The sequence below is a fragment of the Klebsiella electrica genome (genome assembly GCF_006711645.1).
GTDB lineage: Bacteria > Pseudomonadota > Gammaproteobacteria > Enterobacterales > Enterobacteriaceae > Klebsiella > Klebsiella electrica.
The window spans coordinates 171,634-190,809 of sequence record NZ_CP041247.1; the positions used below are offsets into that span (position 1 = coordinate 171,634).

The following is a 19,176-nucleotide window of genomic DNA, read 5'->3' on the forward strand; positions in this document are numbered from 1 at the left end:
ACACTTTGCGCTACCATCAGGTCGCCACTGAATGGAGAGCGGAAGCGATGAACACAAAAGAGAGTGAAAACGCGCCGGAGAAAGAGCGGCCGGCTGGAAGCCAAAGTTTGTTTCGCGGTTTGATGTTGATAGAAATCTTAAGCAATTACCCGAACGGTTGCCCGCTGGCGCATCTTTCAGAACTGGCCGGGCTGAACAAAAGCACCGTGCACCGATTACTACAAGGGCTGCAATCCTGTGGCTACGTCACTCCCGCACCCGCCGCCGGGAGCTATCGTTTAACCACCAAATTTATTGCCGTCGGACAAAAAGCCCTGACGTCGCTGAATATTATCCATGTGGCGGCGCCGCATCTGGAAGCGCTAAACCTCTCTACCGGGGAAACCATCAACTTCTCCAGCCGTGAGGACGATCACGCCATTCTGATTTATAAGCTGGAACCGACGACCGGGATGCTGCGTACCCGCGCGTATATCGGCCAACATATGCCGCTGTACTGTTCGGCAATGGGTAAGATCTACATGGCGTTTGGTCAGCAGGAATATGTGAAAGAGTACTGGGAAACGCATCAGGAGCAGATTCAGCCTCTGACGCGCAACACCATTACGGGGCTGCCTGCGATGTACGATGAGCTGGCGCAAATTCGTGAAAGCGTGATGGCGATGGACCGTGAAGAGAATGAGCTTGGCGTTTCCTGCATTGCTGTTCCGGTGTTTGATATTCAACACCGTGTACCGTATGCCATCTCCATCTCACTCTCGACGTCACGTCTGAAACAGATTGGCGAGAAAAATTTGCTTAAGCCGCTGCGCGACACGGCACAGGCCATCTCTAACGAACTGGGATTTACCTTACGCGTGTAGGCAAAAAGCCCGATGCGGTTGGGCAGATGACAGATCTGGCAACAATCCCCGCCAGGATCAAAGCGAAGGCGGTTCGTTTTCTGGCACTCTGACGCTAATCAACGTCAGGCGGGGGTGGAAAATGAACCGTTTTATCATTGCGGATTCGGCCAAATGCATTGGCTGTCGTACCTGTGAAGTCGCCTGCGTGGTGTCACACAAGGCAAATCAGGATTGCGCCGCACTTTCTCCAAAAGCCTTCAGCGCACGCATTTGGGTGGTGAAGGGCGGGTCTTTTACCACCGCCGTGACCTGCCATCATTGCGAAGACGCGCCCTGCGCCAACGTCTGCCCGGCGGGGGCGATTAGCCGGGTCAGCGGTAGGGTGTACGTTGAACAATCCCTTTGTATTGGCTGCAAAAGCTGCATGCTGGCCTGTCCGTACGGCGCGATATCCGTGATGATGACCGACAATGGCGTGCAGGCGTTGAAATGCGATTTGTGCGGCCATCGCGAAGACGGCCCGGCCTGTGTGGCGGCCTGTCCGACCCAGGCGCTGTACTGCATCACGCCGGCGGAGCTGGAGAGATTAAGCGGCGAGCGCCGTCTGCGGACGGCGCTGGCGATTCAGACGGGCGACAAAACGCGCGATTACGCGCCCTGCTCACCCCAGGCGCGTTCAACCTCTTCGGCGAGGATTTTCACGCCCGCTTCAATTTTCTCCGGGTCTGGCACGTAGTTCATGCGCATGCACTGGTGGGTGTGCGGCCAGGGCTTATCAAGGCCCGGGAAGAAGTAGTCGCCCGGCACCATCAGCACGCCGCGTTTTTTCAGCCGCTGGTACAGCAGCTCGGTGGAGATCGGCAGATCTTTAAACCACAGCCAGAGGAAAATCGCCCCTTCAGGTTTATGAATCAGGCAGCGATCTTCCGGCAGATAGCGGCGAATAATGGCGATAGTTTCCTGTACGCGCTGGTAGTAGAACGGTTTGATGACCGTTTCCGACAGGCGCAGCAGGTCGTTGCGTTTGATCATTTCGCACATCATTGCCGGCCCCATTCCGCCCGGCGCAAGGCTGATGATCCCGTTCATGTTGCTGATGGCGGTAATGATTTTCTCATTGGCGACGATGATCCCGCAGCGGCTGCCCGGCAGGCCCAGCTTGGACAGGCTCATACACAGCACAATATTCGGGTTCCACAGCGGTCTGGCGTCGCTGAAAATAATCCCCGGGAAAGGCACGCCATACGCGTTATCAATCACCAGCGGGACGCCGTGCTGGTGGGCCAGCGCATCCAGTTTGATCAGCTCTTCGTCGGTAATCACGTTACCGGTCGGGTTGGTCGGGCGAGAGACGCAAATCATCCCCGTCTCTTCCGTGACCTGCAGGTGCTCAAAATCGACGTGGTATTTAAACTGGCCTTCTGGCAGCAGCTCAATATTCGGGCGGGTGGCGACAAACAGATCCTCTTCGAGGCCCGAGTCGGCGTAGCCGATATATTCCGGCGTTAGCGGGAACAGGACTTTGCGGGTGCTGCCATCCGCACGGCGCCCGGCAAAGAGGTTAAACAAGTAGAAAAATGCACTCTGACTGCCATTTGTTAGTGCAATATTCTGTGGTTCGATCTCCCAGCCCAGCGCTTCACGCAGCATCTGCGCCAACGCGCTCAGAAGTTCGCTTTTTCCCTGCGGACCGTCGTAATTACAAAGCGCATCAAGGGCTTTGCCGTTGGTGAGCATGTCGGCCAGCAGGTTCTGGAAGTAGTCGTTCATTTCCGGGATCTGCGCGGGATTACCGCCGCCCAGCATGATTGCGCCCGGAGTGCGCAGGCCGTCATTGAGGTCTTCCATCAAGCGGGTAATGCCTGAATGACGGGTGAATTTGTCGCCGAAAAGTGAAAATGTCATTGCGGATAATCTGTCGGTCTTCCTGGAAAGTGGATAACCATAACGCCAGCCTCGACGCGGTGCAAATCGGCAGGAAAGTCTAAGATTTCATTTTTATGCTGGATTATCGATTTTTATTAGTTTTTTATTCTAAAAAGGATCCCGGAAGCGATCGGGGAGCCATCAGAAGGGGGGCTATCGTTGACCCGCCCAGACCACCATCACTTTGTCATCGGCGTTTTCACGGACGAAACCGTAACCCTGCGGCATCGAGAGCGTGGTCTGTTTACCCATGCCAATCGCCGGGTGGCGGGCGCGGAACTGGCCGAGTTTCTGCCAGTGGCTGACGCTGAGCGCGGCTTTACCCGCGACGTCCTGCCAGTTCATATCCGAACGCGTCCCCTGCAGCGGATCTGAGCCGGTAGGTCCGAACGGCCGCGCGGACTCATCGCCATAGAAGAGCTGTACCGCGCCTGGCGCCAGCAGCAGCAGTTCTGCCGCGGTGCTGCCGCCTTCGCGGAACAGACGCGTGTCGTGGGATGAGAGATAGCTCAGGACGTTAAACGTCTGCAGTTTATCCGCCATCTGCTGCCAGGTCAGGTCAATACTGGAGAGACAGCCTGACGCTTTCGCCGCCTGATCCTGGTAGTCGAAGTTAATCATCGCATCAAAACCGTGGCGGTAGTAATCGCTCTGCATGACGCCGTGGCCCCAGGCCTCGCCGGTCATCCAGAACGGCGCGTTATCCAGCGCTTTTTCCGGGTTGGCTTTTTTCCATGCCGCCAGCGCCGCGGTGGCCTGGTTTTTTAACTGTTGCCAGGCGGCCAGTTCGACGTGTTTGGCGGTATCGACGCGGAAACCGTCAATGCCGTAATCACGCACCCACTGACTCAACCAGTGGGTCAGATAATCGCGCGGCGTATAGCCGGGAATTTCTTTCGCCGCCGTATCCGGCTTGTTGCGATAGAAGTTTGGTAACCCGGAAGGGACCGTTGATTCCGTTTTCAGATCCGGCAGGAAGGCCAGGGACATGGTCAGATCGTCAAAGCCGGGGTTGTCGTAGTCGCCAATATCGGTGCGAATCCACTTTTTGCCCCACCACTTTTCCCAGCCGGCTTTATCGCTGAAGTTGATGTAGTCGTTGAAGCTGTGCCAGGTCTGGCCCGGGCCGGGTTTCCAGTTGGTCCAGTGTTCCCCGAGGGTCTTTTTCAGCTCCTCGCCCTGCAGATACAGCGCGCCGAATTTGAACGCCTGCATATCGGCGAGAGTGGCGTAGCCGGTGTGGTTCATCACCACATCGAACAGGATGCGAATGCCGCGCTTGTGCGCCTCATCAACCAGACGACGCAAATCTTCCTCGCTCCCCATATTGGCATCCAGTCTGGTCCAGTCCTGAGCGTAGTAGCCGTGATAGGCGTAATGCGGGAAATCGCCCTTGGTTCCGCCGCCGACCCAGCCGTGAATTTGTTCCAGCGGCGAGCTTATCCACAGCGCGTTAACGCCTAACGCTTTCAGGTAGTCGAGTTTGCTGGTCAGCCCTTGCAGGTCGCCGCCGTGGAAGGTGCCGATTTCCTGCATCCCGTCTTTGTGCCGCCCATAGCTGTTGTCGTTGGCCGGGTTACCGTTGACGAAACGGTCGGTCAGCACGAAATAGACGGTGGCGTTATGCCAGTTGAAAGGAGCATCGGCGGGGGTGTCTGCCCGCTCAAGGAGCAGTAAACCGTTGCTGTTGGGGGCCGGTTGCAGCGTAATTTTCCCGGCGCTGACCGTGGCGAGATTGCCGCTGTAGAAATCACGGACTTTGCTGCCCTCGGCAAAGGTCTGACTGACATCCAGCGTCAGCGGCTTGCCATCCCATTTTGGACACTGGCGCAGCTGCGGCGCGGAAACCGTCGCCGCCTCTTTTTCCTCCAGCGAGAGCATCAGCGTTGGCGTACCGGAGCGGGTATCCACTTCAAGCGTGTAGCGACCTTCGCGGAAGACCCGCCACTGCGCGGGGGCGCCGCGGCAGGGCTCCATGGACAGCATCTGGTTGAGTTTGATCGCCCCGGCAGGCTGCCAGCACTGTTGGCCAAAATTAATTTGTAGCGGGCGCGTTCCCTTCGCCACCTCATTTTGACTGATAAATCTGCCGGTGCCCTCTTCGGTAAAGGCCGGAAAATCGGGGGTGGTCCAGGCGGCGAAGGCCATTCCTGGCAACAACAGCGACGCTAGCGCAGCGAGTTTCATTCTGGAGTCCTGTCAGCGGTTTTTTGTTCAGTTTGCCCGCTAACCCGGATAATAAACTCATCCCGTCTGCGCTTTTGCAGGGAGGACAAAAAGGGCTGAGTGACAGAGGTCAAAAAACAGGCGAAAAATTAGAGGGCACTAGCATTTTCGTTCTCTGGTGACCGTGCAGAAACCGATTTCAGATGACAGCTTTTAGGAATTGGACTATTTCTGTTAGTGCTCTCACTGGGTATTTTTGATACTATTCGCGATTCAATTAACGTTTTTTTGCGTAAAACAAGGTGTTGGAATGATTAAATCCGACCAGGAGACCTAATGATATCGATTCCCATGCGACGATATGGGGCTGCGATACTCATGTTACTTACCTGTATATTTTCAGGGAGTGTGTTGGCAACAACCCACATAGCAACAACGAGTCATAAAGCCTCACAAGTAAAGAAAAGTAGTCAGGTTAAGGTAAGCAGTAAACAAGAGTATTCTCGCAATAGTGTAAAGAGTAGTTCACTTCCTGATTTGCGAAAATACCCTTCCGGAACCCCAAGGAAAAAAGCGTTTCTCCGGACGGTAATGCCTTATATTACTAAACAGAATCAGGTGATCACCGCCGATCGTAACTGGCTTGTCGCCAAACAATACGACTCGCGCTGGTCACCGACAGAGCGCACGCGTCTGAAGGATATTGCGGCACGCTATAAGGTGAAATGGTCTGGCAATACGCGTCATATTCCATGGAGTACGCTGATGGAACGCGTTGACATCATTCCGAACAGTATGGTGGCGACCATGGCGGCGGCGGAAAGCGGTTGGGGTACCTCCAGACTGGCGCGGATGAACAACAATCTGTTTGGTATGAAATGCGGTGGCGGGAACTGCAGCGGCGCGATGAAAGGCTACTCCCAGTTTGATTCTGTGGAGGAGTCGGTACAGGCTTACGTGACGAACCTGAACACGCATCCGGCATACAGCTCCTTCCGTAAATCACGCGCGCAGCTGCGTAAAGCGGATCAGGAACTGACGGCCAGCACCATGATTCATAAGCTGAAGGGTTATTCGACGAAAGGGTCGAGCTATAACAACTATCTCTTCGCGATGTATCAGGACAACCAGCGGCTGATTGCTGCCCATATGTAATAAAAAAATGCCCGGAGCGTCAGCCCCGGGCATTTTTCTTTGTGGTCTCACTTTCTATTCGCTACATCATCACTTCACTGTGCCTGTCCCGGTACTCCTTCGGCGTCACGTCGTACTCTTTCTTAAATACCGAATAGAAATATTGCAGCGACGGATAGCCGCACATTTGCGAAATTTCATTAATCGACAGCGTGGTGGACACCAGCAGGCTGCGGGCCTTTTCGAGTTTCTCGCGGTGAATGATGGAGTGAATGGTATCGCCGACCTCCTCCTTGAAGCGCTTCTCGAGGTTAGAACGGGAAATACCGACGGCATCCAGCACCTGTTCGACCTTGATGCCCTTGCAGGCGTTATTGCGGATGTAGTGCATGGCCTGAATGACCGACGGATCGCTGAGCGAGCGATAATCCGTGGAGCGCCGTTCGACAACGCGCATGGGCGGCACCAGCCGACGCTGTAGCGGGAGCGGCTCTTTATCCAGCAGTCGATGCAGCAGCTTGGCCGCCTGGTAACCCATCTGCCGGGTCCCCTGTGCCACTGAGGAGAGCGCGACGCGCGACAGATAGCGGGTCAACTCTTCATTATCAATGCCGATGACGCACAGTTTTTCCGGCACCGGAATATGCAGCAGCTCGCAGGCCTGGAGCACGTGGCGGGCGCGGGCATCGGTCACGGCGATAATCCCGGTTTGCGGGGGGAGCGTTTGCAGCCAGTCCGCCAGCCGGTTTTGCGCGTGTTGCCAGTTTTCCGGCGCGGTCTCCAGCCCCTGGTAAACCACGCCGCGATATTTCTCCTTCGCGACCAGCTGGCAAAACGCGTGTTCGCGCTCGACCGCCCAGCGTTTTCCGCTGGAAGCGGGCAGCCCGTAAAAGGCGAAGCGCTGGACGCCCTTTTCTTTCAGATGCAGGAAGGCGCTTTCGACCAGCGCGGCGTTATCCGTCGCAATGTAGTGCACCGGGGGATAGCATTCGGGGCGATGATAGGAGCCGCCGACGCCGACAATCGGGACCTCGACGTCGGCCAGCAGTCTTTCGATTTCCGGGTCGTCATAATCAGCAATCACGCCGTCGCCCAGCCACTCCCTGATATTCTCGATACGCGCCCGAAAATCCTCTTCAATGAAGATATCCCATTCCTGTTGCGATGCCTGTAAATATTCTCCTACCCCTTCGACGACCTGCCGGTCGTAGGCTTTGTTGGCATTGAATAGCAGCGTAATACGGTGGCGCTTTGCAAACATAGTCTCTTTTCCTAGTTTTCCCTTTCTGGCCATACAATACCGGCCAATGCCCGAAACATGGCAAGCCTCTTATGCGTAAAGCTGGCGGTAGCGCAAAGAATTCGGGCATTCTTAATTCGGCAGACTTACGCTCTGCGCTTCGTCGCCGAATCCATCCATACCGCCAGCAGTAAAATGGCGCCTTTGACGATGTACTGCCAGAACGTGGCGACGTCCATCATGCTCATGCCATTATCCAGCGCCGACATGATAAATGCCCCCATGACCGCACCGGCGACGCTACCAACCCCGCCAGCGAGGCTGGTGCCGCCGATGACGCAGGCGGCGATAGCATCCAGCTCGGCGATGTTACCGGCTGAAGGCGAGCCGGCGCCCAGCCGCGAGCTGAGGATCAGACCGGCGATGGCCACCATCAGACCATTGATGGCGAAAACGGCCAGCTTGGTACGCTCAACGCTAATTCCGGACAGACGTGCGGCTTCCAGATTGCCGCCAATGGCATAGATTCGCCGGCCGAAGGCTGTGCGGGTGGCCATAAACATCCCCGCCAGCAGCAGGGCCGCCAGGATGAGAACCGGCGTGGGGACGCCGCGATAATCGTTTAATAGCCAGATGGCGCCGAGCACGATAACCGCGGTGATGCTCTGGCGAGCCACCGTCGAGGTTGGCGCGGGCGTGGTTAATCCCAGAGACTGGCGACGCAGGCGACCGCGCCATTGCCAGACAATAAAGGCCGCCATGCCAATGACGCCGATGCCGAAACCCAGACCGTCAGGCAGATAGCTTTGTCCAATTTGCGACATCGCCGGGCTGGTGGGCGAGACGGTGGTGCCGTTGGTGATACCGATCAGAATGCCGCGGAACGCCAGCATCCCGGCGAGGGTGACGATAAACGACGGGACTTTGCGGTAGGCGACCCACCAGCCGTTCCAGGCGCCGAGAATCAGCCCCATCGCCAGCGTGACCACAATGGTCAGCGGCAGCGGCCAGCCGAGCCAGACGTCAAAAATCGCCGCTGCGCCGCCGAGCAGCCCCATCATCGAGCCCACGGAAAGATCGATCTCGGCGGAAATAATGACGAACACCATCCCGACCGCCAGGATGCCGGTGATCGCCGTCTGCCGCAGCAGGTTAGAAATATTACGCGCGCTTAAATAGGCTCCTTCGGTGGCCCAGGTGAAGAACAGCATAATCACCACAATCGCGGCGATCATCACGAAAACCTGCAGGTTCAGCCCTTTGAGTCCAGCCATACCGGCAGGGGCGGGCGGGATAATTTTTATCTCAGACGACGTGTTTTTCGACATGGTGTTCGCTCCTCAACGCGGCTTCCATCACCTGCTCCTGGGTCAGATGATGATTGACTAAATTGGCTTTCAGCTTGCCTTCATGCATCACCAGCACCCGATCGCTTAACCCGAGAACTTCAGGCAGTTCGGACGAGATGACGATGACGGCGATCCCCTGCTGCACCAGCTGATTAATCAGTTTGTAGATTTCGTATTTCGCCCCGATATCGATGCCGCGTGTGGGTTCATCGAGAATCAGGATGCGCGGATTCAGCAACAGGCAGCGGGCCAGAATCGCTTTCTGCTGGTTGCCGCCGCTCAGACGACCAATGGCCAGCTCCGGCGATGACGTTTTGATTTTCAGCCGCTGGATGGATTGCTGGATGCAGTGCTGCTCCCCGGCGTCATCGAGGCTGCTCAGCGGGCCGGTAAACTGATTTAACGCCGCCAGAGTGATGTTCTTACCCACCGCCATCACCGGCACGATACCGTCTTTCTTGCGGTCCTCCGGGACCATGGCAATACCGTGGGCGATAGCCTGCTGGCAGTGATGAATCGCCACCGGCTGACCGTCAATGAACACTTTCCCTTCCCAGCGCCCCGGCCAGACGCCAAACAGGCACTGGACGGCCTCGGTACGCCCGGCGCCGACCAGCCCGGCAATGCCGAGGATTTCACCGCGACGCAGTGAAAAAGAGATATCGTTGACCCGCTTAATATGCCGGTTGACCGGGTGCCAGGCGGTTAAATGCTCGACGCGTAAAATTTCATCGCCGCAGTCGTGCGGCTCGTTCGGGTAGAGAGCGGTGAGTTCGCGGCCAACCATCATGGTTATCACATCATCTTCATTCATGCCGCTGGCATCGCGGGTGCCAATATGCTGGCCATCGCGAATGACGCAGATGGTGTCGGAGATGGCTTTCACCTCATTCAGCTTGTGGGAGATATAAATACAAGCGATGCCGTGGGCCTGCAGATCGCGAATGATATCCAGCAGAATGGCCGTTTCCTGCTCGGTGAGAGAGGCGGTGGGTTCATCAAGGATTAATAACCGCACCTGCTTATTGAGCGCTTTGGCAATTTCAACCAGCTGTTGTTGCCCAAGGCCGAGATCGCCGACACGGGTATCGGGTGAAATGGTCAAATTCACCTGTGCCAGCAGCTTCTGGCAGCGCAGAGTCATGGTTTCATAATCAAGGAGACCATAGCGGGAGATTTCCGCGCCAAGAAAAATATTCTCCAGAACGCTCAGGTGTTTAACCAGCGCCAGCTCCTGGTGAATAATGGCGATACCTTTGCGTTCGGTGTCGCGAATATGACTGGGCTTAAGCGTTTCACCGGCAAAAATAATCTCACCGTCATAGCTGCCGTGAGGATAAATTCCGCACAGGACTTTCATGAGCGTGGATTTACCAGAACCATTTTCGCCGCAGAGTGAGACAATTTCACCTGCGTTAAGCCGCAGGCTGATATTATCCACCGCCTTCACGGTCCCGAAGGTTTTGGTGATGTTTTTCATTTCAAGTAACCAGGACATAGATGCTCCGCATAAGCGATATCCAGCTGGACGAGAATGACGCCCCGGCGAGGGGCGTCAGGAATTATAAATCGCTCTTTTTGTGGAAACCGTCTTTGATAACCGTTTGTTCAATATTGTCTTTATTCACTTCGATCGGGGTGAGCAGGCGGGACGGGACATCTTTAAGTCCGTTATTCAACGTAGTATCAGCATGCGGCGCTTTATCATTGCCGAGCTCGACGGCAATTTCAGCGGCGGTGGTGGCAAGCGTGGTAATCGGTTTATAGACGGTCATGGTCTGCGTACCGGAAATAATCCGCTTCACGCCCGCAAGGTCGGCATCCTGGCCGGAAATGGCGACTTTACCCGCCAGACCCTGCGCGCTTAATGCCTGAATCGCGCCGCCGGCGGTGGCATCGTTGGAAGCGACCACCGCGTCGATTTTGTTATTGTTAGCAGTGAGGGCGTTCTCCATAATCTTTAATGCGTTTTCCGGCAGCCAGCCGTCAACCCACTGGTCGCCAACAATCTTAATTTTACCGGAGTCAATATAAGGCTTGAGAACTTTCATTTGCCCGGCGCGGAACAGTTTGGCGTTATTATCTACCGGGGAACCACCCATCAGGAAATAATTCCCCTGAGGGACTTTATCTACCAGACTTTGGGCCTGCATTTCGCCCACTTTTTCATTATCAAAGGAAATGTAGAAATCAATGTCTGCATTATTTATCATACGATCGTAGGCCAAAACTTTAATACCTTCCTGTTTGGCTTCTTTAATCACATTACTTAATACCTGGCCGTTGTAGGGAATGATAACCAGGACATCAACACCGCGGTTTATCATATTTTCAATTTGCGACATTTGCGTTTCTTCATTGCCATTAGCAGACTGAACAAATACTTTGGCACCTAATGATTCAGCTTTGTTGACAAATATATCGCGGTCTTTTTGCCAGCGCTCAAGGCGGAGATCGTCAATGGCCATACCAATCTTAACTTCTTTCGCAATCCCCGCCATACTGGTCAGCAGGAGTGAAGCACAGAGCGTGAGGCAAAGGTTCTTTATCTTCATAATAATCAGCCTTTTTTGTAAAGTGCAGGATAAGACGAACGGGGTAAAGAAACGGCCTGGTACGTAGTAAATTCTTAACAGCTAAAGGAAGACTGGCAATTATCTGTTCTTATTTCTGGATTACGAAATTTAGTTTGTTTTCTGATTTATGACCGCGATCTGGTTTTTAAAAATAAATAAAATCGCTATATCATTGATATGTCATTGAAACGATAGCGTGAGTAGTATTAGTAATATTCAGTTGTGCGATCTGGCGCACGTTTGTGGATTCTCTCAATCACGGTGTGAAATAACGTAATTGAGGAAAGTAAAACATGAATTCTATATTGGCTTATGACTTATTACCCGCCGCACCCCTGAATATGGAGTTCATTATGCAAACCTATTTCGATCAACTCGATCGCGTTCGTTATGAAGGCCCAAAAACCACTAACCCGCTCGCGTTCCGTCACTATAACCCGGACGAGCTGGTGCTGGGCAAACGCATGGAAGAGCATCTGCGGTTTGCCGCCTGCTACTGGCATACCTTCTGCTGGAACGGGGCAGATATGTTTGGCGTGGGCTCCTTCAATCGTCCGTGGCAGCAACCGGGCGACGCGCTGGAAATGGCGAAGCGTAAAGCGGATGTCGCCTTTGAGTTTTTCCATAAGCTTAATGTGCCGTACTACTGCTTCCATGATGTGGATGTCTCTCCGGAAGGGGCGTCGCTGAAGGAGTATCTGGACAATTTTGCCCGGATGGTTGATGTACTGGCGGCGAAGCAAGAGCAGAGCGGCGTGAAGCTGCTGTGGGGGACGGCAAACTGCTTTACCAACCCACGCTATGGCGCAGGGGCGGCGACCAACCCGGATCCGGAGGTCTTCAGCTGGGCGGCGACTCAGGTGGTGACCGCCATGAATGCCACACACAAGCTGGGCGGGGAAAACTATGTCCTGTGGGGCGGTCGCGAAGGCTACGAAACCCTGCTTAATACCGATCTGCGCCAGGAGCGCGAGCAAATTGGCCGCTTCATGCAGCTGGTGGTGGAACACAAACATAAAATCGGCTTCCAGGGCACGCTGCTGATTGAACCAAAACCGCAGGAACCGACCAAACATCAGTACGATTATGATGCCTCTACCGTCTACGGTTTCCTCAAGCAGTTTGGCCTCGAAAAAGAGATCAAACTGAATATCGAAGCCAACCATGCGACTCTGGCCGGACACTCCTTCCACCATGAAATTGCAACCGCCATTGCGCTGGGTCTGTTCGGCTCCGTGGATGCCAACCGCGGCGATCCGCAGCTGGGCTGGGATACCGATCAGTTCCCGAACAGCGTGGAAGAGAATGCGCTGGTGATGTATGAAATTCTCAAGGCCGGCGGCTTTACCACCGGCGGGCTGAATTTTGATGCCAAAGTTCGTCGCCAGAGCACCGATAAATACGATCTGTTCTATGGTCATATTGGGGCGATGGATACGATGGCGCTGTCGCTGAAAGTGGCGGCCCGTATGATCGAAGGGGGCGAGCTGGATAAACGAGTCGCGAAACGCTATGCCGGCTGGAATGGCGACCTGGGTCAGCAAATCCTGAAAGGGCAGATGACGCTGACGGAGATTGCGCACTACGCGGCGCAGCATAATCTGGCTCCTCAGCATCAGAGCGGCCATCAGGAGCAGCTGGAAAACCTGGTTAACCATTATCTCTTTGATAAGTAATAAGGATGCCCGGCAGTGTCGGGCGTGAGTGAGAGCACGCTTTCTCGCGCCACGGTTAACCGTGGCGCACTGTTTAAGGAGAGACCGTATGTACATCGGGATTGATTTGGGCACCTCGGGCGTAAAGGCCATTCTGCTCAATGAGCAAGGTGAGGTGCTGGCTTCGCACACTGCGCCCCTCACCGTATCGCGGCCACACCCTCTATGGTCCGAGCAAGACCCCGAGCACTGGTGGCAGGCGACGGACCGCGCAATGAAAGCGTTGGGTGAACAACACACGCTGCGCGATGTAAAAGCAGTGGGGATAGCCGGGCAGATGCACGGCGCAACGCTACTGGATAAACACCAGCGGGTGCTTCGCCCGGCTATTTTGTGGAATGACGGCCGCAGCGGCGACGAGTGCGTCCAGCTGGAAAAAGCGGTAAGCCGCTCGCGACAAATTGCCGGTAACCTGATGATGCCGGGGTTTACGGCGCCAAAATTGCTCTGGGTCCAGCACCATGAACCCGAGATCTTCCGCCAGGTGGACAAGGTGCTGCTGCCGAAAGATTATCTCCGCCTGCGTATGACCGGTGACTTTGCCAGCGATATGTCTGACGCCGCTGGGACGATGTGGCTGGATGTGGCCAAACGCGACTGGAGCGATGAGCTGCTCGCCGCCTGCGGCCTGAGCCGCGATAACATGCCGGCGTTGTTCGAAGGTTGCGAAGTGACGGGAACGCTGCGTCCCGCCATCGCCGAGGCGTGGAATATGCCGCAGGCGCTGGTGGTCGCTGGCGGCGGCGATAATGCTGCCGGTGCGGTAGGCGTCGGCATGGCGGATGCGGGGCAGGCGATGTTGTCCCTGGGAACCTCCGGGGTCTATTTCGCCGTCAGCAACGGTTTTCTCAGTAAACCTGAAAGCGCCGTACACAGCTTTTGTCACGCTCTGCCGGGACGCTGGCATTTGATGTCGGTGATGTTGAGCGCCGCTTCCTGCCTCGACTGGGCGGCAAAACTGACCGGCCTCGGCACGGTTCCTGCGCTGGTGGCGGCGGCGGAATCGGCGAGCGAAAACGCCGATCCCATCTGGTTTTTACCCTATCTTTCCGGCGAGCGCACGCCGCATAACAACCCACATGCTAAAGGGGTCTTTTTCGGCCTGACGCATCAGCACGGCCCGGCAGAACTGGCACGTGCGGTACTGGAGGGCGTGGGCTACGCGCTGGCGGATGGAATGGATGTGGTGCATGCCTGCGGCGTGACGCCGGAGAGCATCACTCTGATTGGCGGCGGCGCGCGCAGCGCCTGGTGGCGGCAGATGCTGGCTGATATCAGCGGCCAGCAGCTGGATTACCGTACCGGCGGCGACGTTGGGCCTGCGCTCGGGGCTGCCCGGTTAGCGCAGCTGGCGCAGCATAAAGAGGCGGTTTTTTCAGAACTGCTGCCGCAGCTGCCGCTGGAACAGGCCCATCGACCGGATGCCGAGCGCTTTGCTCGCTATGCGCCGCGTCGCGAAACGTTCCGGCAGATTTATCAGCAGCTGCTGCCGCTGATGTCGTCATAAGCGTCCGCCCCGAATGGGGCGGATTAATTTTTGCCGCGCTAGCTGACCAGGCGTCGGGTATCCAGGCGCTGTACCAGCGTCGACAGCAGCAGGCTCCCCCCCAACGCCGCGCCGAATATCCAGAAGATATCCAGCAGCGGCCAGCGCGTCAGTTCCACTCCGCTGGCCCGTAACGCATGAATGATCAGGGCATGAAATCCGTAGATCCCCAGCGAATGGCGTGCAATCAGCGCCAGGGCAGGGATCGGACGTGCGTTGAGGGTATTCTTCACCAGCGTGAGCAGGGTTATCGCGCAGACAAACACCGCCGGCCCGCAATATAAGTACCAGGTATCGCCGAAGTCGCCGCGCCACTTCAGCTCGTGCAATGTCCCGCGGGAAATCACCCACACCGTGGCAGCGAAAAGCGCGGCGCACAGCAGCGTGAGCCACTTTTTATCGGTGTCCATCATGCCGATCGCCCGCCCCAGTACGCCATACAGAACATAGTAAAACGTATCGCCGTTGATATAGAGATTGAGCGGCAGCCACTCGATGCCGCCAGCCTTGACCGACACCATGTTGGGGTTGGCCAGAAGGCCTACTACCAGCATCAGAATCAACAGCATCCTGCCGCTGACCTGTTTAACCTGCAGCAGCGGCGAGAGCAGGTAAATGACGATAATCGCGAAGAAAAACCACAGATGATAGAACACCGGTTTTTGCAGTAAGTGCTTGAGTGACAGCACCACGTTGATATGGGTGAACAACGTGATGTAGAGCAGGGACAGGGCGCTATAAAACGCCACGCACAGTACGATCCGTAGAAAATGCCGTGGTTGGGCGCTGCGCTCACCGAAAAACAGGTAGCCGGATATCATGAAAAACAGCGGGACGCTGACGCGAGAAGCCGAATTAAGCAGGTTGGCGATATCCCAGTCCAGCAAGCTGATGATATGCGGGTGGGTGATATACCAGGTGGTGCTGTGAATCATCACTACCATCAGGCATGCGATGCCGCGCAAACTTGTTATCCAGTTTATTTTTTCCTGCATCGGTACCTCAGTTGCTCCTGCTTAAAGAGGGTCTGACTCCTCCTGGCCGGCCATGTCGCAATGGAAAATTCCGAGTTTATCGCGACGCTCTTGTCGAGATGCGCAGAGATTCGCACAATGCCCGGACAATTTCACGTAACCTGCACGATAACGAGTTGCTAACAAGGCGGTTGAGGAAAATGGTGATGAAATATTTCTTTTCTGGACTGTTATTGCTCCTGCTGGCGGGATGCAGCCAACAGCCGCCTCAGACGGTGCAAAAAGCGCAACGTGCGCGGATTACGCCGCAAATTACCCTCAATATGGCGCAACTGTGCAAGGATAAGGCGGCAAAACGCTACAGCACCGGGCCCCGCATGGTGGACATTAGCCACTTCGAGCAGTTCCAGGGGAGCTATGAGCTGTCGGGTCTGACATCGCAGAATGAGCGCTTTATCTGTTCTTTTGATCCAGAGGGTCAGTTTTTACATCTTTCTATGCGTTAAATCGGCACCTGATGCCGCGCGATGGCGTTAATTCCCGCAATTTTATTTAAACAACGCCGTTTCGTACTGTATATCTCGCAGCCAGCGGGTATACTGATCCCTTCCTTTAAATCCACACGTATCCAGCACGAAATAATATGCAAAAGTTTGATACCAGGACCTTCCAGGGCCTGATCCTGACCTTACAGGATTACTGGGCTCGTCAGGGCTGCACCATTGTTCAACCACTGGACATGGAAGTCGGCGCCGGCACCTCTCATCCAATGACCTGCCTGCGTGCGCTGGGGCCAGAGCCGATGGCGACTGCCTATGTGCAGCCTTCTCGTCGCCCGACCGATGGCCGTTACGGCGAAAACCCGAACCGCTTACAGCACTACTATCAGTTCCAGGTGGTCATTAAGCCATCGCCGGATAACATTCAGGAGCTGTACCTTGGGTCTTTGAAAGAGCTGGGCATGGATCCGACGATTCACGACATCCGCTTCGTGGAAGACAACTGGGAAAACCCGACGCTGGGTGCCTGGGGTCTGGGCTGGGAAGTGTGGCTGAACGGGATGGAAGTGACGCAGTTCACCTACTTCCAGCAGGTCGGCGGCCTCGAATGTAAGCCGGTGACCGGCGAGATAACCTACGGTCTGGAACGTCTGGCGATGTACATTCAGGGCGTTGACAGCGTTTACGACCTGGTCTGGAGCGACGGTCCGCTGGGTAAAACCACCTACGGCGACGTGTTCCATCAGAACGAAGTGGAGCAATCCACCTATAACTTTGAATACGCAGACGTCGACTTCCTGTTCTCCTGCTTCGAGCAGTATGAGAAAGAAGCGCAGCAGCTGCTGGCGCTGGAAACCCCGCTGCCGCTGCCTGCCTACGAGCGCATTCTGAAAGCCGCCCACAGCTTCAACCTGCTGGACGCGCGTAAAGCCATCTCCGTCACCGAGCGTCAGCGCTATATTCTGCGCATTCGCACCCTGACCAAAGCCGTGGCAGAAGCCTATTACGCTTCCCGTGAAGCCCTGGGCTTCCCGATGTGCAACAAGAATAAATAAGAGGCGGCCATGTCTGAAAAAACTTTCCTGGTGGAAATCGGCACCGAAGAGCTGCCACCAAAAGCCCTGCGCAGCCTGGCGGAATCTTTTGCTGCGAACTTTACCGCGGAGCTGGATAACGCTGGCCTCGCCCACGGCAACGTCGAGTGGTTTGCTGCCCCGCGCCGTCTGGCGCTGAAAGTCGCTAATCTGGCGGCGTCGCAACCGGATCGCGAAGTTGAAAAACGCGGCCCGGCGGTTTCTGCCGCGTTCGACGCGGAAGGCAAACCGAGCAAAGCGGCCGAAGGCTGGGCGCGTGGCTGCGGTATCACCGTTGACCAGGCCGAGCGTATGGTCACCGACAAAGGTGAATGGCTGCTGTATCGCGCGCACGTCAAGGGCGAAAGCGCGGAAGCGCTGCTGCCGAACATGGTGGCGACCTCGCTGGCAAAACTGCCGATCCCGAAACTGATGCGCTGGGGCGCCTCCGACGTGCAGTTCGTGCGTCCGGTTCACACCGTGACCCTGCTGCTGGGCGACAAAGTCGTCCCGGCAACCATTCTGGGCATCGCCTCCGATCGCGTGATTCGCGGCCATCGCTTTATGGGCGAGCCGGAATTCACTATCGACAACGCCGATCAATACCCGCAAATTCTGGTTGAGCGCGGCAAAGTCATTGCTGACTACGAGCAGCGTAAAGCCAAAATCAAAGCCGATGCCGAAGACGCGGCGCGCAAAATTGGCGGCAACGCCGATCTGAGCGAAAGCCTGCTGGAAGAAGTGGCCTCGCTGGTGGAATGGCCGGTGGTGCTGACCGCGAAATTCGAAGAGAAATTCCTCGCGGTGCCGGCAGAAGCGCTGGTTTACACCATGAAAGGCGACCAGAAGTACTTCCCGGTCTACGGTAATGACGGCAAACTGCTGCCGAACTTTATTTTCGTCACCAATATCGAGTCGAAAGATCCGGCGCAGATTATCTCCGGGAACGAAAAAGTGGTTCGCCCACGTCTGGCGGATGCCGAGTTCTTCTTCAACACCGACCGTAAAAAGCGTCTGGAAGATCATCTGCCGCGTCTGCAAACCGTGCTGTTCCAGCAGCAGCTCGGCACCCTGCGCGACAAAACCGATCGCATTCAGGCCCTGGCGGGCTGGATCGCCGGGCAGACTGGCGCCGACGTCAATCACGCAACGCGTGCGGGTCTGCTCTCCAAGTGTGACCTGATGACCAACATGGTGTTCGAGTTTACCGACACTCAGGGCATCATGGGCATGCACTATGCGCGTCACGATGGCGAAGCCGAAGATGTGGCGGTGGCGCTGAACGAGCAGTATCAGCCGCGCTTTGCCGGCGACGATCTGCCGTCTAATCCGGTAGCCTGTGCGGTAGCGATTGCCGATAAGATGGATACCCTCGCGGGCATCTTCGGTATCGGCCAGCATCCAAAAGGCGATAAAGACCCGTTTGCGCTGCGTCGTGCCGCGCTCGGCGTGCTGCGTATTATCGTTGAGAAGAACCAGAACCTCGATCTGCAAACGCTGACCGAAGAAGCGGTGCGTCTGTACGGCGATAAGCTGACTAACGCCAACGTCGTCGATGACGTCATTGACTTCATGCTCGGTCGCTTCCGCGCCTGGTATCAGGATGAAGGCTACACCGTCGACACCATCCAGGCGGTACTGGCACGTCGTCCGACGCGTCCGGCTGATTTCGATGCGCGTATGAAAGCGGTATCTCACTTCCGCACCCTGGAAGAAGCGGCCGCGCTGGCAGCAGCCAACAAGCGTGTATCTAACATCCTCGCGAAATCCGAAGAGACGCTGAACGATGCCGTTCATGCCTCCGTGCTGAAAGAAGCGGCAGAAATTAAGCTGGCGACCCATCTGGTGGTCCTGCGCGACAAGCTGCAGCCGTTCTTTGCCGAAGGCCGCTATCAGGAAGCGCTGATCGAACTGGCCTCCCTGCGTGAACCGGTAGATGAATTCTTCGAAAACGTGATGGTGAATGCGGAAGATAAAGACGTCCGTATCAACCGTCTGACGCTGCTGTCGAAACTGCGTGACCTGTTCCTGCAGGTAGCGGATATTTCCCTGCTGCAATAATCGTTTGTTTTGCATAACAAAAAACCTGCCCTGGGGCAGGTTTTTTTATAGCGCTCAGCGACTCTCTCGCC

General features: G+C 55.9%; 14 protein-coding genes and 1 pseudogene. 8 read left to right on the top strand and 7 right to left on the bottom strand.

The genetic code is table 11. The features are described from left to right. Window positions 1-47: 47 nt before the first annotated feature. On the top strand, window positions 48-863 hold the full coding sequence (gene yiaJ, locus Electrica_RS00825) for an IclR family transcriptional regulator YiaJ (protein WP_100682948.1): 816 nt from the start codon (window positions 48-50) through the stop codon (window positions 861-863). Window positions 864-984: 121 nt separating this feature from the next. Then, window positions 985-1,470, top strand: a pseudogene (locus tag Electrica_RS00830) (4Fe-4S dicluster domain-containing protein); the annotation flags it as partial. Window positions 1,471-1,493: 23 nt separating this feature from the next. Here the strand turns inward: Electrica_RS00830 and avtA are convergent. Continuing rightward, entirely contained in the window at window positions 1,494-2,750 is a 1,257-nt protein-coding gene (gene avtA, locus Electrica_RS00835) for a valine--pyruvate transaminase (RefSeq protein WP_141963083.1), read from the bottom strand. A 174-nt stretch (window positions 2,751-2,924) separates the two neighbouring features. Next, window positions 2,925-4,958, bottom strand: a complete 2,034-nt coding sequence (locus Electrica_RS00840; RefSeq protein ID WP_141963085.1) for an alpha-amylase — start codon at window positions 4,956-4,958, stop codon at window positions 2,925-2,927. 315 nt (window positions 4,959-5,273) lie between these two features. Between Electrica_RS00840 and Electrica_RS00845 the strand changes: the two genes are divergently transcribed. Continuing rightward, complete coding sequence (locus Electrica_RS00845) at window positions 5,274-6,092, top strand: protein bax (protein ID WP_100682952.1); 819 nt, start codon at window positions 5,274-5,276, stop codon at window positions 6,090-6,092. Between the two features lie 61 nt (window positions 6,093-6,153). Here the strand turns inward: Electrica_RS00845 and xylR are convergent, their stop codons facing one another. From xylR to xylF, 4 genes are all read right to left on the bottom strand, one after another. Further along, complete coding sequence (xylR, locus tag Electrica_RS00850; protein WP_100682953.1) at window positions 6,154-7,332, bottom strand: D-xylose utilization transcriptional activator XylR; 1,179 nt, start codon at window positions 7,330-7,332, stop codon at window positions 6,154-6,156. Between the two features lie 125 nt (window positions 7,333-7,457). After that, complete coding sequence (xylH, locus tag Electrica_RS00855) at window positions 7,458-8,639, bottom strand: xylose ABC transporter permease XylH (protein ID WP_131049351.1); 1,182 nt, start codon at window positions 8,637-8,639, stop codon at window positions 7,458-7,460. Further along, a complete protein-coding gene (locus Electrica_RS00860; protein WP_131049352.1) occupies window positions 8,617-10,158 on the bottom strand; it encodes a xylose ABC transporter ATP-binding protein in 1,542 nt (513 codons plus the stop codon). The genes xylH and Electrica_RS00860 overlap by 23 nt, the downstream gene beginning before the upstream one ends. 64 nt (window positions 10,159-10,222) lie before the next feature. Next, window positions 10,223-11,215, bottom strand: a complete 993-nt coding sequence (gene xylF, locus Electrica_RS00865) for a D-xylose ABC transporter substrate-binding protein (protein ID WP_131049353.1) — start codon at window positions 11,213-11,215, stop codon at window positions 10,223-10,225. 374 nt (window positions 11,216-11,589) lie between these two features. On the opposite strand from xylF, the gene xylA reads away from it, so the two are divergent. Then, window positions 11,590-12,912 carry a xylose isomerase gene (gene xylA, locus Electrica_RS00870; protein WP_131049372.1) on the top strand — a complete coding sequence of 441 codons (1,323 nt, stop codon included), beginning with the start codon at window positions 11,590-11,592 and terminating at the stop codon, window positions 12,910-12,912. 88 nt (window positions 12,913-13,000) lie between these two features. Continuing rightward, on the top strand, window positions 13,001-14,458 hold the full coding sequence (gene xylB / locus Electrica_RS00875; protein ID WP_131049354.1) for a xylulokinase: 1,458 nt from the start codon (window positions 13,001-13,003) through the stop codon (window positions 14,456-14,458). A 38-nt stretch (window positions 14,459-14,496) separates the two neighbouring features. Here xylB and Electrica_RS00880 read toward each other — a convergent pair whose 3' ends face one another. Next, window positions 14,497-15,492, bottom strand: coding sequence for an acyltransferase (locus Electrica_RS00880; protein ID WP_100682959.1), 996 nt, complete (start codon window positions 15,490-15,492; stop codon window positions 14,497-14,499). 179 nt (window positions 15,493-15,671) lie between these two features. Here Electrica_RS00880 and Electrica_RS00885 point away from each other — a divergent pair, with 179 nt between their 5' ends. The 3 genes from Electrica_RS00885 (at window position 15,672) to glyS (ending at window position 19,105) form a co-directional block, all read left to right on the top strand. Then, window positions 15,672-15,977, top strand: coding sequence for a YsaB family lipoprotein (locus tag Electrica_RS00885; RefSeq protein ID WP_141963087.1), 306 nt, complete (start codon window positions 15,672-15,674; stop codon window positions 15,975-15,977). A 137-nt stretch (window positions 15,978-16,114) separates the two neighbouring features. Beyond that, window positions 16,115-17,026, top strand: coding sequence for a glycine--tRNA ligase subunit alpha (gene glyQ, locus Electrica_RS00890; RefSeq protein ID WP_004205014.1), 912 nt, complete (start codon window positions 16,115-16,117; stop codon window positions 17,024-17,026). Window positions 17,027-17,035: 9 nt separating this feature from the next. After that, window positions 17,036-19,105: a glycine--tRNA ligase subunit beta gene (gene glyS, locus Electrica_RS00895; RefSeq protein ID WP_141963089.1), complete on the top strand. Its 2,070-nt coding sequence runs from the start codon at window positions 17,036-17,038 to the stop codon at window positions 19,103-19,105. Window positions 19,106-19,176 lie beyond the last annotated feature (71 nt).

Bases quoted from the DNA above. Each gene is read 5' to 3' on its own strand.
- xylH (WP_131049351.1), bottom strand. From the start codon at position 8,639: ATGTCGAAAAACACGTCGTCTGAGATAAAAATTATCCCGCCCGCCCCT.
- xylF (WP_131049353.1), bottom strand. From the start codon at position 11,215: ATGAAGATAAAGAACCTTTGCCTCACGCTCTGTGCTTCACTCCTGCTG.
- Electrica_RS00840 (WP_141963085.1), bottom strand. From the start codon at position 4,958: ATGAAACTCGCTGCGCTAGCGTCGCTGTTGTTGCCAGGAATGGCCTTC.
- xylA (WP_131049372.1), top strand. From the start codon at position 11,590: ATGCAAACCTATTTCGATCAACTCGATCGCGTTCGTTATGAAGGCCCA.
- Electrica_RS00880 (WP_100682959.1), bottom strand. From the start codon at position 15,492: ATGCAGGAAAAAATAAACTGGATAACAAGTTTGCGCGGCATCGCATGC.
- glyS (WP_141963089.1), top strand. From the start codon at position 17,036: ATGTCTGAAAAAACTTTCCTGGTGGAAATCGGCACCGAAGAGCTGCCA.
- Electrica_RS00845 (WP_100682952.1), top strand. From the start codon at position 5,274: ATGATATCGATTCCCATGCGACGATATGGGGCTGCGATACTCATGTTA.
- avtA (WP_141963083.1), bottom strand. From the start codon at position 2,750: ATGACATTTTCACTTTTCGGCGACAAATTCACCCGTCATTCAGGCATT.
- glyQ (WP_004205014.1), top strand. From the start codon at position 16,115: ATGCAAAAGTTTGATACCAGGACCTTCCAGGGCCTGATCCTGACCTTA.
- xylB (WP_131049354.1), top strand. From the start codon at position 13,001: ATGTACATCGGGATTGATTTGGGCACCTCGGGCGTAAAGGCCATTCTG.
- Electrica_RS00885 (WP_141963087.1), top strand. From the start codon at position 15,672: ATGGTGATGAAATATTTCTTTTCTGGACTGTTATTGCTCCTGCTGGCG.
- Electrica_RS00860 (WP_131049352.1), bottom strand. From the start codon at position 10,158: ATGTCCTGGTTACTTGAAATGAAAAACATCACCAAAACCTTCGGGACC.
- yiaJ (WP_100682948.1), top strand. From the start codon at position 48: ATGAACACAAAAGAGAGTGAAAACGCGCCGGAGAAAGAGCGGCCGGCT.
- xylR (WP_100682953.1), bottom strand. From the start codon at position 7,332: ATGTTTGCAAAGCGCCACCGTATTACGCTGCTATTCAATGCCAACAAA.